General features: G+C 50.6%; 5 protein-coding genes. 2 read left to right on the plus strand and 3 right to left on the minus strand.

Annotated features, from left to right (window positions below):
* Window positions 1-59 precede the first annotated feature (59 nt).
* Genes MKX68_RS06915 through MKX68_RS06925 form a run of 3 tightly spaced genes read right to left on the minus strand, consistent with a single transcriptional unit; the run spans window position 60 to window position 13,667 of the window.
* Entirely contained in the window at window positions 60-7,751 is a 7,692-nt protein-coding gene (locus MKX68_RS06915; protein ID WP_340910334.1) for an S-layer homology domain-containing protein, read from the minus strand.
* A gap of 21 nt (window positions 7,752-7,772) precedes the next feature.
* The gene (locus MKX68_RS06920) at window positions 7,773-12,935 is read right to left on the minus strand and encodes a hypothetical protein (protein WP_340910336.1); all 5,163 of its coding nucleotides are present in this window, start codon (window positions 12,933-12,935) and stop codon (window positions 7,773-7,775) included.
* A 21-nt stretch (window positions 12,936-12,956) separates the two neighbouring features.
* The gene (locus tag MKX68_RS06925) at window positions 12,957-13,667 is read right to left on the minus strand and encodes a S1 family peptidase (RefSeq protein WP_340910339.1); all 711 of its coding nucleotides are present in this window, start codon (window positions 13,665-13,667) and stop codon (window positions 12,957-12,959) included.
* Between the two features lie 240 nt (window positions 13,668-13,907).
* On the opposite strand from MKX68_RS06925, the gene MKX68_RS06930 reads away from it, so the two are divergent.
* Together MKX68_RS06930 and MKX68_RS06935 are read left to right on the plus strand one after the other, a co-directional pair.
* Window positions 13,908-17,039, plus strand: a complete 3,132-nt coding sequence (locus tag MKX68_RS06930) for an ATP-binding protein (protein WP_340910342.1) — start codon at window positions 13,908-13,910, stop codon at window positions 17,037-17,039.
* Window positions 17,036-18,154: a response regulator gene (locus tag MKX68_RS06935; RefSeq protein ID WP_338590911.1), complete on the plus strand. Its 1,119-nt coding sequence runs from the start codon at window positions 17,036-17,038 to the stop codon at window positions 18,152-18,154. Before MKX68_RS06930 ends, MKX68_RS06935 begins: the two co-directional genes overlap by 4 nt.
* Window positions 18,155-18,209: the final 55 nt, after the last annotated feature.

Below are 18,209 nucleotides of genomic sequence, written 5' to 3' on the forward strand. Positions count from 1 at the left end.
AAAAGCCCGAAAGTCGCAATGACTTCGGGCTTTTCCAGTTCAAATCAACAACTTCATGTTTACAGCAAATCCAGTTCCACAAGTAATCTGCGGATAAGAGTTGCCATCTCGGCACGAGTTACCGGAGCTTTTGGCTCAAGTGTCGTTGCCGATTTGCCTTGAATCAGACCCAGTTTCACCGCTCGTGCGGCACTGTCTTTGGCCCAATCAGACAACGTAGACGCATCGGTATAACCGTCAAGGCTATTAGCTGCACTACTCACAGCTGGCGCAGTATGTCCTGCCATCTCATATGCACGGATCAGCATGACCATTACTTGCTCACGCGTCATGGCATCCTGTGGACCGAAACGATTACCGCTGTAGCCTGTCATGAGGCCATAGGCAGTTGCCGTTTGCACCACATCGTTGTACCAATCCACTGCTTTAACGTCTGCGAATGTTGAACTTGCGCCTGTATCTGGTTTCAGGCCAAAGGCTCTCACCATCAGTGCAGCAAGCTCTGCCCGAGTCATGCTACGCGAAGGCTCATAGCGAGAAGTCGACACGCCATTCACAACCAGACGTGAGGCCAGATCATGAACCGCTTCGCTTGCCCAGTGACTCTTCATGTCACTAAACGAAGTGTCATATCGGATCGGCAAGTACACGCTGTTGGTCATGCTGCTTGCGATGGCAACCATTCGGCCGTCCCGCACTTCGAAGCGAGTAGGCACATGCCGCAAGCTGCCATCAGACTCAAGAACGACCACGGTTGATACGGAACGCTCGTCCTCTCCAACCGGGAGGTACAGTTCTTTGGTTGTCATTTTCAAAAGTTTATCAATCTCGATTGACTTGCTTCCGTCACTTGCCGTCATGTTGAAGGTAACCGGGGTTCCTCTCGGAATCGTACGTCCCTCACTAGTAAGCTTCGCAGCAAGTCGTTCGTATGCCTGATCCGGTTTGCCCACATTCAGGCTTACTTTGATATCCTCGGCCTTTTTCGCCGGGAAAGCTGCTTCGAGTGCTTTCAGATCTATAGCATTCCAATCCAAACGGTAGCTGCCCCAATCGCTTTCCAGATCCATCGAAATGTCTTTGGCAGCGAGTTGTTTAATCAGATCCGCATCCAGCTCGAAGCGTAACTGCTCCAGTTGGCCCGCAACGTGCAAACGAATTCGCTGTCCTTGCTTGGCTGCATCAAGCAACGCTTCTCGCACAGGATGAGCAACCACAGTTGGGCCACTTACGCCTGGCGTTACATCGACCAACAACAATCCATCCTTCTGCACTGCATCCAGTTCCAGAGGTATCTTCATGTTTTTACCTCCAACGGCACTATCGATGGCTACGCCACCCACCGTTAACGGACCAACAGGCACATTCGATGCCGGTGGTTTGCTGCCACCCGAGCTTGGCGCGCTTGGCTCCACATTGGAAGAGATCCGCTCATTTACTTTCACCGCACTAGAAGATGCTGTTGCGAGTTTCGGCTCACTCGTTGTTCGTTTGGCGATAACAACCCACTCGCCTGGTTTTGCTTTGATGACTTTATCGGAAGGCAGCGTATTCCATCCGCTGATATCCTGTTCGAACGTTGGCAGCATCACTTGCGATTGGTCCGTGAAAATACGGTATGCCAGTTCACTGCCAACCATGTTGCCTTTGTGTCCGGCAGCGCTGATCGAGACACGTGTCTCTCCCTTTTTGCCCGTTCCGATCGTGGATGCTTTAATCGTATCCATGTAATCCGGTGGTGCAGCTCCCGTCTTCGGTGCAACAACGGATACAATATCCGTCGTGCTAAGCTCTGTACCTTGCCATGTATAATCTGCCTGGATTAGAGCAGCTCCAACACGTTTTCCGTCGAGAAGACCATCATCCTGAACGGCTGCATTCGCTTCACCCATAACCACACTGTAGGTGATGCTATCGTTATCTGCGAGTTCACGAGTCCCATCCGTATACTCCACATAAGTCTGAACCGCAGCTTGTTCTCCACCAGCAACAAGTTCATCCGGCATAACCAGTTTCAGTCTGCGCGGCAGCTTGAAGTCGCCGTTCAGCACCTCAACAACGGCAGAGTTCACATTGCCTGCCGCGTCCTCGGTTTTAATGCGGAGACGGGTCTTCATGCGATTCACATCAATCGGCACCTCATGTTTAAAGACTCCATTCTCGTCCGGTTTGAACTGTGCCAATTCTTGATCACTATCGGCATCCGTAACTGTCACTTGGGCGTCGGTCATCGTTGTACCCTGTACGAGCGCAACGCCTCCCTGTACCCGTTCGCCTTGTGAAGGTGAATCCAGATAGATCATCGGAGCCGTCGTATCAATCGTGACATACAGCATCGTGACCGACGTATCCCCTGTGTTAGTATTTCGTGCTTTGAGCTGGACTGCATATACACCATCCACCTCAAAGTTGAACTTCAGCTTGTCTGTTGTTGCAAGGTTAGTGGTACCGAGCGAACCATCGTCCGTCGAAGCCTCTACAACAACGTTCGACTGATTCGAAGCCACGTTCACGGTCACCTGCTTCGAACTTGTAACCACCTCGTATTTGTTGTTGACCACTTGTTTGTTATCGAGCGAAAGCACTGGCCCTGTAGGGGCAGGAAGCAGCTTCGACCCGCTATACGTCGTTGTGGATAAACGAAGATTCGCTTGATCGTCCGATGCCGGTTTGCGTGCGACCGTAACGCCCATACGATACGATTTGCCCGGCTCCAGTCCGGAATGGCGTACCTCTTTATCCTCCATGGCAATGGTGCCGTCTGCATTGCGCTGCACTTTGCCGTCAGCACCCAGCTTAGGTGTTCCTAGTGCATTCCATCCGCCCACAGTCACATGATACATGCCATCCTTGAGCGTAGCTTTCAAGTCGGATTCACTGTATCCTTCTTCGCCAAACGGATCATACAGATATCCTTGCTCATCCGATGCGGTCAGGATGTAAGTGAACTCCTCGGCTTCTTCTTCAGCCGTTTTGGTGATCGCCGGGAAAGAGACCTCGAACTGCCCGTTACCAATGCTTCTCGTTTCCACTTCTGGCACGGCGTTCGGAGCAAACCGATCTACGAGCGTATACCCTTCTTGTGAAGATAAGACAGAGAATGCCATGTCCGTTTTCAGTTCCGTACGCAGATAATATGTGCCTTGTTGCAGCAGACCACGAAGGTCTGCTCCGCCGAGGTACGCAATCTGCTTCACGTCAAAGGTCATCTCGCCGGATGCACGACCGTCAGCACCAATATCGGCACTTTCAATCTCGATGCCTTTGGCAATCATGATCCCTGGATCAATGGATTCATCCGGTGTAGGCGTTGCCTGTAAACGGTCCGAAGACAGATACAGATCAACCGTATCTCCAGGCGAAGCGTTGTCCACGGTCCAAGTTGCCGTTAATTGGTCCGCATCCTGTGGATCTACTGCAAGTTCCGTCGAAGACAGTTCCGGAAGTACCGGAATGTTCATCAGCTTGGACTTGACCGATTGACTGGACGTCAGTGTCCAGCTTCCCGTTTTCGCGTCTTCCTGTGGAATGGCAACATAGATCCGACGGATATCGGTGCCCTGAAGCTCTTCTTTTTTGGTCACTGTTGTACCGTCACTCTTCAGATCGCCCTCTTTAGGTGCTTTGATAATCTGTTCAAACGCCGTTGCGTTCCGATCGGTTGCTTCTCCGTACACGATATCGTAAGTGCTTCCGTCGTCACGCTTCAGAGTCAGGGTAGGTCTGGTTGTTGTAAAATACTCCAATTCAAGGAGCGCATCCCCTGTCACTCCGCTCATCGGGATCACATGTGTTTTCCCTCCATTGGACGTACGAATGCCGCCAATGCCGAGATTTTGCGAGCTATCCTCGATCATATCGATGCCGTCACCAACGGCAGTATACCGAATCTCGTAACGCTCAGGCTCCTCATTCTCCCATGAGGTGGCAAGCGTCTCTATTCCCGTTCCGATCTGTAACAGGCGCGGACCCTGTTCTGGATCATTAATCGCCAGATGTGCGAGTGCCTCGTTATCCAAAGCCGATCCATCGGTCATAAATGAGATGCCGCCGCCCCAGTAATATTTGATGCCCAGGGTGAGGAATAACAAGGAAATCCCTGCCCACAGTTCATCGTTATTAACGCCTGCACGAGTTCCAAATCCTAAACCGCCGACAACCGGCACTGAACTTGGTATCTGTATTTTAGAGCTGACCATGCCTTCAAAATCGACTCGGCCCTTCTCCAAGTTCTCACCAATAAACAAGCTGGCACTGCCCACAATGATATCCCAACCACCAACATCAATCTGTGCCCGCGCACGGATAAACATTGGGCTGGCCCATTGAGTTTGAACCAGTGCTTCCGTCAGCATCGGAATGACTTTGCTGCCTTCACCAAAGCCGAGTTTGCCCACCACTTTGAATCCGGTAGCTTTGAGCGTCAGGTCTACACTACCTGAGAAAACAGCCGGTTTCTGACCCAGTTCCATGTCGATACCTGCCTCCAGCGTCAGTGGCAAGCGCTCGGTACCACCGGCAATTGTCATCGCAAGTTCACGGATTGCGCCGCGAATACTTGAGATTTTGGTAGCTGGATTGATCATGATGCCCGGATCAGGAAGGTCCGATCCAAAAGCAATGACGTCTGGAATAATACGTCCGTCGGGAACCCGTTTAAAGGCAAGTTCCGCACTAATGGAGAACAAGTTTTCCAGTTTCGCCTCGAAGTTAACGCCGTACGAATTCATAACACCGTATTTGTTCGGGTCTTTATAGTGCGTAACATTGATGCCACCTTTTACACTGTCCTCGGAGTCCGGTTTGAACAATCCGATTCTATTATCCAATTCAAACGCCAGTGAGGAATCGATGCCCACGAATCCCGATTGGTTGAACATAACGTTGCTTACTTCCCCATTTACAATAAACATCTTCATTGCACCACCGAAGGACACACCATCCTGCCGCAGCACAAAGTCATTGAGTTTCAACCCAAAGCCATTCAGCGAGAAGGTAGGTGTTGAAAACAACGTGTGTTTATTAAAGTACACATAGGAGACAAGCAGATTGCGGTATGGATTGAGCGCATCGCCCAGCATACCGTTAGCCCAAGTCAAGGTTCCGTTCAGGGTAGGGTCTTCCGGATTGCGTCCTTCCTCCCATGCCTGCTCTTCATCCGTCAGCTTTGATTCCGTTCCGAGTGACTTATCGAATCCGTTGTAGAAATCAACGGTCCATTCGCCGGAATGGAATACGAACCCGCTATTCGCCACACTTAGGGTACCGTCGCCACCCACAAAGAGGGTTTGCAAGAACGGCGTGTCCGTATTTGCTCTCAAATCTTTGGCGAGCGGGAAATTCCCTGTTGAAATGGTGAGGTCTTTCCCGCTGTAAGCTACACTCTTGTTGAGAATCGCAGGTTCTGTATCCGATTGAACCGTGTATTGGGCGTTTGCACCCGTACCGGATTGCACGATCTTACCGCGCACTTCCAGAACAACCTCCTGTTCGGTATCATCATCAAGTCCTTTTTCGAATGTTTCGAATGCTGCTTCATTTTCGAACGTCTGGACCGCATATACCGGCGAAGCCGATACATCGATGGCTCCAGCTACATCCAGAGCAGGGTCCAGCTTACGTGAAGCTGCTACCATTTCCTGCTTGGCAGCAGTCAGTCTCGCCCGATCCTGATCCAGCTTTGTTTTGAACTGCGCGTCCGTCAGGTTACCGTACGTCCATGGCAGCACGCTCGCAAACGTCGCTTTCTCAACAGCACCTGCGTTTAGGTCCAGTTTAGTTTTATACACAGCGAGAATTCCGGCTTTGCGAACCCGGTTCTCTTCGTTCTCGGTTATGGCAAAAGTCTGGTCGGTCTTGAAGCTCAGCGCTTCGGCCAGCTCGGGAATTGACTTGTCCCGATAGTCCACTTGCACGGCATATTCTCCAAGCGGCAAGAACGCATCGTTCAGCACTTCAAGCGTTGTGCCATCCGCCTTCACCTTTTCCCCGCCACGATACACCAGCTTCAAATCTCCCGCGAACCCGTTTCCAAGCGGCTGGGATGTTACAGATCGGGTCACTGGCACTTTGTAACGATCCCCGTTCTTCACGTTCACCAGATACATGTCAAAGTTGGCAGCAGTAGATGTAGCTTCATTACCAACATTGTAGGCAGCGATATTGGACACGTTCAGCGTGATGTACTTCTCGTCCTTGCTGTACGCTTCCTCCGGTGACATGGCGTAGACCAAAGTCTCTCTTAATTCGCCAACCGGTGGCAGGAAAATAAAACCTGCTCTTGACGATTCATAGATTGCGCGAATTTCCGATTCCGGCAGCCCCTCGCTCTCTTGAGCAGCCGTCTCCAGCTTTTTCTCTGTCTCCGGGCTGCTCACCGTCACCATATATTGGCGCGTTGAAGGCCAAGCTTTACCTGTACCCTTCACTCGCCATTTGGCTGCGACGACCTCGCCCGGTTTATACGGAATGAATTCAATGCCCTGTGCAGCTTGTTCCGGCGGAACATCCTTGCGGAAGGTAAGTTTCTGGCTTGTTGCATTGAGTTCCTTCCCATTCTCATCCACAAAGCTCAGACCGTTCTCCAGTGTCAGAGTCACATCAATCTGGCTATGGTTTGTGTTGAACATCTCCAGGTTCTCGATCTCCGTGTTCACTTCGAACACGCCGTCATTAACGTAACCCGTCTCTTCCTCATTGGTCTCCAATTTCTGCGTTGGATCCAGGAAACGAACATCAAATACCTTCTCCGGGGATACAATCTCTCCCAAACCGTACACCAGTTCATACGAGTGCTGGGCGCCAGCTTGAACCGTATCAGGCTCCCAATAGAAAGCCACGGCCGTATCGGCTGTACCGTAGTCATTTGTATCCTGCGTAAAATCAAGATTCTCGTCCGGTTCATATTCCCATTTCGTTCCGGCGAGATTGGCCCAATGGCCTACTACCATTTCATCAACGATGTTAATACCGCCCTCGAACAAGTTGTTGAATCCATAGGCAATGACATTTGTCGCCAGCGGGTTGCTCAGATCAAGCTTGTCCCGCATCACCCAGTACGGTGGCAGTTTATGCAAATTATATGCCTGCTCGTCCACGTTTTTGTCATAACCGAGCTTCTCTGGCTCGTGAACCAGTTTGCGCTCCACCGTAAGTGGAACGGAATAATTCTGCCCGATCTGGAAGGCCGGGCCATCATTGCCACCGACCGACGTGTCCAGCAACACACGTGACCCGATCTCTACCTTGGCATTTGTCGTATTTTCCACCACATATTGAACACGCGCATTACCGCCCTGATCCTTGTCTTCCTTCAAAAGCAAAGTGATCACTTGGCTAATACGAATGCCCTGAACGGTCCATACGGTCACGAGACTCTGGGTACCGTCATTTCCCGTAACGACCTTTGGAGGTGTAACCTCCGAGGTCCAGTTCGGTGCCATTTTATACGGATTACCAAAGATCAGATCCGTTCCGTTGATGCGGAATGTCGTGAACGACGTCTCCGGGTTATCTCCACCAAAGATCATATCCACGCCGTTATCCTTTTTGCGGATTGGCTGGCCGTCTTCTGTACGAATGCTGAAGCGCCCACTTGCATTGTCCACTGTTACCTTGATGAACCCGTTCTTAATGGATGTCGTTCCCGCTGAGGAAATGGCCGCTGCCGCGATGTGAAGCGGCAAGACGCTGATCAGCATGACCATGGCCATCAACGTTGCGATTATCCGAATAATTTTGTTCCGTCGCATGGGTGAACCCCTTCCGTTTCTCTAATTGGCCCGATTAACAAGCAGCGTGGAGTATACGCGTTCGCGCTCCTGATTTTGCACAATGATGGTGTACCATCCTGCTTTGGGCAGTGTAATCTTGAAGTCTTTGCTGATCAGTTCCTTATAGGTCACTCGGGTAGCGATATATTTCATCTGTCCTTCGCGCACCAGACCCGGGAAATAATAAATATCATACGTGCCAAGTTCGTTCTCCAGCTTGGTTCCCCCAGCAGTCTCGATCGTGCGGAAGTTGTTCACATTGAACGTGACCGTACCTGTATTCACGATTGCTGTTTCGGATTCGGTATCCGACAACGGAATGCCATTGGCCGTAACAAACATGCCATCTGTCGAACGAACAAATACCGTTTGCAGGGCGTAGCCTGCATTGCCGAGCTGATCCTTCGCCGTGTAACGAATCGTGTGTTTACCCGTCACCGTGAGATTCAGTGGTTTCTCCACGTATTGTCCGCCTTCCAGCACGTATTCCGCAGCCGTCACCTGAATCTGCTCCGCAGATGTGAGATTATCGCTCACTGTGTATCCGCCCAGATCGGTGGCCAGATCGAAGCCTGGTTTGTTTTGCAGAACCGTTGTGGAAGCTTTGTTCAGACGGATCGTTGGTGCCGTATTATCGAGACCCGCAATCGTAAAGTTAACCTGTTTCTTGTTACCAAGTACGTCTGAAAGTAAAATCGAATGCTCGCCATTGCTGGCGTAGTCGGCGCTAAAACTCGCTACCGGGGTTGCCCCCGCATAGATCGTATTGCCTTCCACTACAGATGATGGCATCACAAGACCTACACGTACTTTGCCTTTGGAGTAGGCTTGATCCCCGATCTGCACCAGCTTGCTGTCATCGATGATCTGTCCGTCGTTGTCTACCCGAACCATCGTGATCTCTTCTACTGCGGGAATTGATCCAACGAGTGTTGTAATCGCTTCGGATTCCAGCTTCGCATTATTCCCTGCGGCATCTGCCAGCGAGAAGCGTGCTTTACTGCCTGAAGTCATGACCAATGAGGATTGGTTCGTCCCTGAGCTATTGGAGACCACCTGGTAATCCTGAACTTGTCCCTGTTTTGGCAGCACTTGCGCCACGATCAGATTAGACGCGATCACATTACCTGTTGTCGGTGCTGCGAAATGAGTAAATTCTCCATTTGCATTGTACCCATCACCCGCGCTATCCACGACAGCAGTACCACTACCGTAACGGATCAACGCTTTGAGATCGGGATGGTTGTAGTGCATGACAATATCTGCTTCCGGCGGCGTGGTATCGATGTTGCTCACTGTTGCTGTCACACTGCCTGTAAAGCCAACCGCATCTTCGTACTCAAACGTGAATTCTCCGTTCTCGCGGAACGTTTTGGACGACGACGGCAGATTGGTGATGCGGATCGGTTCACTCGATTGCAGACTTACTTTAACCGTGCCATTCGTTGCCGCAATGGTGGAATACTTCACGTTTACCATTGGCGGCGTATCATCGAAGTTGGAGACCACGATGAACACGGTTGCTGTAGTGCTGCCATCCTTCACGGTGAAGGAGTAGCTTCCGTTGCGGTATATTTTGAATCGTTTGTTCGCCTCCAACGTTTCCGGCATTTCCGGGTTGCTGTTCGTTGGCTTCACGGTCTTGCCATCCACGAGGTCGAACAGGATCTCTTGTCCTTCGTTCTGCCCACCATCCTGCACCTTCTCGCCTCCGCGAACCGGCATGATCTGCTCCAATGAAGCAAGCCCATAGGCAGGGGCATCCTGAAGCTCGATCTCAGGTGTTACGATATCGCTGATATTGTCGTAGTAACCTTTGAATTTGACCCGAACCTGTGACTTGAGTTGTCCCGAATCGTTTGTATCAACAGGAACGCCGACATAGTTCGTATACGGCAGCCAAGTGCTCCAATTGTCTCCGCCGTTGGTGGAAACGGAATAAAAGTAACCTTCCTGTGCTGGCACATCAACCGTCAGTTCCATAATAGCGGTGTACCCGTCATCTCCTGGACCTTCTGTCCGAATCAAACGCGCGCTGCCAACGGGTGGTTCACTGCTCAGATAAAACACGGAGAACAGACCACTTGTGTGGTAAAGCTTACTGTTACCCAAGCTATCGCTGGCATGGATGTATAGACGGTAATTACCGTTGTCCTTTTTGTTGTCTACCTGCAAAGTGATCACACGATCCGCAGGCGAAACGCTCCAGCCCTTACCTTCCGGATCTGGTTCCTTCTCGTCTTGCCCGTCAACCACCTTGATCCATTGGTAACGAATGTTCTTGGCTGCAACACCGTTAAAGTCCACCAGCGTGTCAGACACATCAATCTGTACCGTCTGCTCTGGCATCGGATACAGATAACCCTGCGAACCGAATTTCGTGACAGGTGGCAAATGGTCGAATTTGTACTCCTGATAATAGTAGTAATAACGTCCGGTATCCTGTTGCTTGATACGTACGTGGGCGTACCAGGTCCCGTTCAACGTTTTGTCGGCAGGGAAGCTGTAGCGCTCGGCGGGAACATCCCCCAGCTTCGTTTCCTTCGGTTCATCCTCAAAAGCAACCCATTTGCTGTTGCCCACAGGACGTTCGGAACTTTCACTGTATTGATATTCAATCGTATCGATTGGAACACCGGCTACGGTGAAGTCGGGTCCGTCATTAATCGCATAGGTACCCGGATAGGCTTTGAACTTGGTTGAGATGACAAGCACATCAACTGCTTTGGGCTCGGCGGTGGCTGAATGGCCCGCCACATCCTCGGCTTTCGCATGTAGCTCGTATTGTCCACCTTTGGAGATCGCTGGATCATTCAATGTTGATATCTCAGCTTCACCTTGTGCATTCAGCTCGGCATCCTGCCACCCGGAAGCGGCAGGGCTCTTGCCCACGGCCACGAACTGGTATTGCACCTTGTTATTTTTAATAGAAGAAGTCGGATCAGCGGCCTTAACCGTAATCTTCACATTGTCGGAGTTATTGTCCACGATGTTCGCAACTTCGACGGTTGGATCGTCATTGTCAATCTTCAACAGGCCGACATGGTACGACCAATTGGAATCATCCTGTTTGAAATCGGCCAAAGGCCACTGTACTGTATTGCCGTAATCAGACAGATTCGGCAGAATGCTTGAGCGATAATATTCCTCCAGCTCGGCAGGTGTCGCATCCGGATGTTGGGCAAGGTAAGCTGCACGTTCGTTGCTGCCTTTGTCGTATTGCATCCGTTGACGAGCCGAGTCCCAACTCATGTCGGCAGTCCATGTATGCAAATACCAGTTCCCGTTCAAACCTGTGCCGTCATCCGGCAGTTCTACTTTCACGCCATTCTGTCCGGTAGACAGTACAACATCCTGGAAACCAGATGCATACAATTCTTCAGAAGGCTGCTTCTGCGTCAGGGAATACCGTTTCACTGCGGCAAAGTTGTCGTTTTGCCCAGCGAAGGGATCATTCGGACTCTGGTTTAGCACATAATACACGAGCCCTGAACCACTGCCTGGCCGGAACAATCCTTTGCTCGTCTGACCGTTCAAGTCGGGATCGAATGCATTGATCGTGAATGATCCATTTCCTACGTATTGTCCTTCAGGAATAATCTCTCCGTCCTGATTCTCATAGACAAAATTCACTTCAGGTGCCGTATTGTCCACAGACAATCCAGCCCAATCAATCTTCTTGACTGGCTCGGTGAGCACGTTACCGGCGTAGTCCGTCAGAGCCTTCCCGTCCCCAGGATTGCTGGCATGCTCCAAAGCAGCTGTCTCCAGAAATGACGTTTCGATACTCTTGCCGTCTGGCACTGTCATACGGAACGTCCATGTATTCGTGTTCTGGCCACCAACATATGCGGCGGTCAAGCCGTTGGCAAACTTGAGTCGTGTATCCTCCGTCGGGGTAAACGCGCTGATCACCTGTTCGTTGAGGTACACGGTAAAATCAACAACGTCGCCCTTGTTCAGCACAAGTCCCGTTAATACTTCAGGCTGCACGCCGTTGCGGGATGCTGAGTACTGAGGTACACGTGCGTCGATAATGGTACGGAACGTACCGCCCGGGTTTGCGTTATCTGCAAAAGGAACTGTTCCAATGCCGTTAAAAGCTGCAACGGGATTACCCGCACCATCGATGAAACCAGCCTCATTCATCCGTTCGAGTAATGTTGGACGGTCCTCCTCGGAGGGCGCGATTAGGCGTTTCGGATCAATAGGAATGTTGCCTGTGCTATCATTTAACGCAGCCTGATAACGAAAGTTAAAGGTGGAGCGTGCATGACTGTTCTGATCCAGTCCCCCCTGCGCAAAGTCACTGTATCCGCTATCTGCGCTCGTTAGATAATAAACAGACGGATCGAAGCCGTCTCCACCCGGATTACTGAACAGTTCGGTACGCATGAAGCTGAATTTGCCATCAATCCGGTCAGAGGCATTCTCTGCAGTCGACGGAAATACCGGCTCACTGAAATTCAGCGCCAAGTTAAGGCTACTTCCCTGCTTCAGGAACAATTCATTCTTTTGTACTGCCGGATCGCCATTGAATCGCACTACCCCGGTATGGGTCAGTGTATTGCCGTTGTATGTAGGAGGTGTGATGTCGGCGAAATAGAGCTCAATGTCACTGGCGCTTTTGAAAAAACCAAACAATGTGATTTCGATCGTATCATTGGGTCCAAATGCGATCCATGACGAATTAGCCGATTTATCATGATTGAACTGATTGAACTTCTCTTTGCCGTTAACATCGACTCGGACGTTCATACCACCGATAAAAACGTCAATCGATCCAATCTTAAGGAGCATTCTGGCGTCTCCACCTTCAGCCAATCGTCTTAATGATGGATTGTTCGCCACCGAAATCTTGGCTTTAAATAAACCTGCTCCCTTCGTTCTAACATGACTTGCACCTACAGCTTCAATATCTTCCTTCTCCATTGATGTACCCGGCGCTCCGGCAGCAAAAATACCAAAGCTGTTCGCCTCGAACTTTTTAATATTATTGTTCCAGGAAGACATGTCTCCCCGATTGATGATTTTTCCGCCACCATTCGGAATATAAATATCCGTGTACTCCGCAGCTGCGGAAACGGTCGGCAGGTGTGGCCAGCTCACAGACGTCAACGTCAGCAAGGCCGCAAGCAGGCAGAGTGATAACTTTTTGAACATGCGAGATTCCCCTTTTTCCCGTTATGTATGCGACTTCTTCATCAGCTTGCGAACATCTTCGATCGTTACACAGATATGAATGCCATTCATTGTCCGGAACGAACCGGAGATCAATCCGATCACGCGACCCTCTTCATTTAACAAAGGACCACCCGACATGCCCGCAGACACCTGCGCGGAAGTCAGCAAGCGAACGACATCGTTCACCTCAGCGGTTGGTGCATTCACGATGCCCTCCGTAATGATCTTGCCATCCTTCAGCGGGTATCCGATGGCGAACGATCGTTGCCCATATCTTGCAGACTGCTTGTCCCCTGACAGGGTAAGTACCGGACGTTTTTTGCTATTCTGCACAGACAGCATAGCTACATCGGTATCCGTGTCAGTGCTCAGAACCGTTATCTTTTGGATGGAACCATCTTCAAATACCGCCTCGAAAGATATCCCGTCCTTCACAACATGGGCTGCTGTAAGTGCTCTACCATCATTGATCAGAAAACCGGTACCTACCGTCTTGAGCGTTCCGTCCTTGCGATACGCTTTCAAGTAAAAGACAGCTTGCGCCGCGGACTGATACACTTTTTCAGCTCCCGATACGGCCACTTGTCCGGTCCTAGCCGCTTTTGCGACAGATGAACCCGTATACCCATTCAGACATACCACAGCAATCAGTACAGCCAAAATGCCAATCATCCGCGGCCGCAAACGCCAAGATGTGATGCTTCTCTCCATTTTCTCAACTCCATCAGCCCATAGTCGCGCAAAGATAGGTCTTTCGATGCTTTTTCTGCGTCCGTTCGACATATCTTGCTTCCGCATTATAATGGATCACAATAAACAAATAATAAACAGAAAAAAATGTCGAAATGTGATTGCGCCCCCCAGAGATATTCGCTACAATGCCGATAGAATACAAGAGATTTTGTCCGAAGCTACCAAAGGATTGAACAATCTCTAAAGGAGCAGCATTTCGTGTTATTAAAAATTTCAGGCGTTGTCCTGACTGTTGTACTCGCTATTACCGTACTGCTGCTGTCAACGATCAGAGAACCCCAATCTGCGGCTCTTCATGCCCGTCAAGGTGTTCTGGACCTCTCGGCCTGGAACCCTGAACAAGACGAGCGGATCAAGCTGGACGGGGAGTGGGAATTTTACTGGGAGCGATTGCTTCCTGACGAATCTGCCACATCGAATCAGGCTGGTCCAGCGAAAGCACCCGACACCTACGCAACCGTTCCCGGCTCCTGGAATCGACTTAAAGTGGATGGCGAGCGACTGCCAACCCACGGCTTCGCCACGTATCGACTGGTGCTACGTAACGCACCTGTTGAAGGAACGCTGGCGATCAAAAAAATGAACATTCGTTTTGCCAGCGAGATCTACATCAATGGCAACAAGCTGCTGGAAGACGGGCATGCTGTGGCAAAATCAGCAGGTTACCGACCAGGCAACTCCCCCCAGATTGGCTTTTTCCCCTATCATGGCGGTGACATTGAGATTTTGATTCGGGTGGCTAATTACGATTACACGGACTCTGGTATTCCGGGTCCACTCTTTTTCGGCGAACAAGCAGCCATGCTGAAAAAACATCAATTCAACACAGCTATCGAATTCGGCACGCTCGCTGTACTGGCTACCATTTCGATCATATTCCTCGTCAGTTACGTGGGGTCTGCACTCTACCGAAACAGGGACGATTCCCTACTGCTGATTGGTCTAATCTGTCTGTTATATGCACTCTATAACGGGATGATCAGCGAACGTGTGTTATCCATGGCGGGCACGGAAATTCCCTTTAGCACGCTCTATAAATTAAAAGATTTCTGCTCTGTCGCATGTCTGGGTCTGTTGACCTTTTACTTCTACCGATTCAAAACAGGCATCCTGTCCGGTATGCTCACAACGGTGATCCTGATCATTTTCGGAGCTTATTTATGCATGGTCGCGCTTCTGCCTATTTCCGTCTATGGGCTTGCTGCGCCTTACGTCGTCGTTATGTACACGTTGCTGCTATTGTGGTTGCTGTATCAATGCGCATCACAGTTTCTGACCAGTGAGAAGGGCGAACGGCTCTCTACTTTCTTGTGGTATGCGGCTCTCTTAAGCATCGTGCTGTACTGTCTGGACATTAATCTCTTCTCGATCTCACTCAAGGAAAACATGAACATCGGGCAGGCTTCCATTGTCCTGTTCAGCATCCTGATGCTGTTTCTGGCGGTGCTTCGGTTCTTCGAGGCCTATCGTACGGTCCGCACCCTCAAAGATCAGTTGCTCTTGCTAGACAAGGTGAAGGACGACTTCCTGTCCAATACCTCGCATGAGCTCAAAACACCGCTGAACGCGATTGTAAATATCAGTGAAAGCCTGCTCAAAGGCGCCGAGGGCCCGCTTACCGACGAACAGGCGCACAATCTGGCGATCGTGACAGGAAGCGGCCGACGATTAACCTATCTGGTGGATGAATTGCTGGATTATTCGAAAATGAAACATGGCGACATCCCGCTCCACCGGTCTTCGACCGATCTGTACTCGTTTGTCGAATCGGTCTTGCGGATGCACTCCTTCCTGCTTGGCGCGAAAAAGGTGGAGCTTATCAACCGCATCCCGTCACATTTCCCGCCGATCTATGCAGACGGCAATCGACTGATTCAGATTTTGCATAATCTGATCGGTAATGCAGTTAAATTCACGGAACGTGGCACGGTAAGCATCCAAGCTGCGGTCGTGCAAGGCAAAGCGGAAATACGCATTGTGGATACGGGTCGTGGTATCGGCAAGGACAAGCTGGAGCACATCTTCCTGCCATTCGAGCAGGAAGCAGATACCGGTCCAGCCGTTGCTGGAGGCACCGGTCTTGGACTAAGCATTACGCGCAAGTTGGTCGAACTCCATGGAGGAACTATTCATGCGGAATCGGCACCCGGCAAGGGGGCCACGTTCATCTTGACCTTTCCTCTCGCAGATGGCAAAGGAGAGAAACGATCTAACGCCATGCCACTTACCATAGCTCCTACAAGTCATGGTAATCAGCTACTAAGGTTCGAAGAACCAACGATTGTGGAAGGGCATCTCAACGAATGGATCATCGTTGTGGATGATGACTCGGCTAATTTGCAGACAATCGTGAATCTCTTGAAGCTGGAAGGGTACAGTTATGCGGTAACCGCACGTTCCCCTTCTGTACTGGAACTGCTCGACCAGCTCCCAGCTGTACATCTGGTCATTGCCGACATCATGATGCCGGACATGTCGGGTTACGAATTGCTGGAACGAATCAGGGAGCGCTTCTCTCCTTCCGAGTTGCCTGTACTCATGCTGACGGCGAGTAATAAAGCTAATCAATTGAAGCTGGCCTTGGAAAAAGGCGCCAATGATTTCGTATCAAAGCCGTTCGAATCGGAGGAACTGCTGGCACGGATCGGCGGTTTGACTCGGATGAAAACATCCGTGCAAGCTGCGCGAGATGCGGAAATATCTTTTTTGCGGTCTCAGATGAACCCGCACTTTCTATATAACGCCCTGAACGCCATTGCCGAATTGTGCGTGGATGCGCCGAATCGGGCAGAACAATTGATTTTGCAATTATCGAGTTACTTACGGCGGAGTGTGCACTTTAAACATCTGGACTCAAAGACTAGCCTGATGAACGAACTGGAGATGATCGAGGCATACGTAGCGATTGAGCAAGCCCGCTTTGGCTCAAGGTTGGAGGTCATTATCGATGTGGATGCTGATGTGAACCGGAACATGGACATTCCTCCGCTCACGTTACAGCCCCTGATTGAAAACGCGATTCGGCATGGGCTGATGTCCAGTATTCGCGGTGGTCGCGTCATGTTGTCTATCCGCAATCTGAATGATACGGAAACACGCTTCACCATCGAGGACAACGGAATTGGCATAACCAAGCAACGGATGGATGAGATTCGGCAATCCACGGACGGCAGTAACGGCGTTGGACTATGGAATATCTCCAGTCGGTTGAACCTGCTGTATGGCAGACACCTTCAGATGGAAAGTCTGGACGGCGAGGGAACGCGGATTACCTTTGATCTTCCAAATCAACGTCTAAGCACAGATGGGAACGGGGGTTATGAAACATGATGAAAGTCATCATCGTGGATGATGAGGATTTGTCGCTGAAGCGACTGAATCGCATTTTGACAGAAAGCGGAGAAGTTGAGGTATCTCGTGCGTTTCATGACCCGGAGGAAGCCTGTGAATATGCAGCAGAGAATAGCTTCGATGCGGCATTTCTGGACATTACGATGCCTCGCATCTCGGGTATGCAACTCATTGGTGAATTGCGTAAACATCACCCTTCGCTCCCCATTGTGCTAGTGACCGGTTATGAGGAGTATGCGGTGCAGGCTTTCGACAAAGAGGTGATCGATTACGTCATCAAACCGGTCACAGCTGAGCGACTGAACCGTAGCATTAAGCGATTGCAGGAAAAGCTTCACAAGTCCGTGCCAACACCTGAACCAGCGGTGCCTGAACCCAAACTGAACGTTCGTCTGTTCGGTGAATTCACTGTGTTTGGCGGTGCCGGAGCAGACAATCCCATCAAGCTTAGAACGCCCAAGACGGAAGAATTGCTGGCATTCTTGCTGTATACCAAATCGACTACCCGCGATGCATTAGCCGATACGTTGTGGAAGGACCTCAGTCCGCAGAAGGCCTGGACGAACATCAATTCCACACTGTACTACGTACGACGTGCCATCGGGGACAACAGTGACGTGCCAATTATTCTCAAGGACCGAAATGGCATCCGTATCGACCGGGAAGCGATCAACTGTGATCTGTACGAGTTCGAGACTTTGTTCCGGCAGATGCGTCAGGCATCGGCACATCGCCCCGAGCTCTTCGAGCGGATGGACACGTTGTATACGGGTGAACTTCTGAAAGGAAGGCATTATGAGTGGGCTTTCGCGTGGTCCAGACAGCTGGAGCTGGATTTCATCATGACGATGGAAACTGCTGCCCACTATCACGCGAAGGCAGGCGAGCCGTTACGGGCGCTGTATTATTTTGAACGGATCCTCCAGATTGATTCAATTCGAGAAGATATTCATCGTGAAATCATCCTGTTGTATCTGTCGCTTGGACGAAGAACCGAAGCGCAGCGACAGTATCTGGTGCTGGAGGAATTGCTCAAAGAGGAGCTTGGCTCCAGTCCGGCAGCGGATATCAAACAACTACTGCGGCAGTCATGAAACAGCAAAAAAGCCCATGCCTTGGCGATAATGCCTTAGGATGGGCTTTTTGCAA

It is taken from the genome of Paenibacillus sp. FSL M8-0212, from assembly GCF_038004645.1.
Classification (GTDB): Bacteria; Bacillota; Bacilli; order Paenibacillales; family Paenibacillaceae; genus Paenibacillus.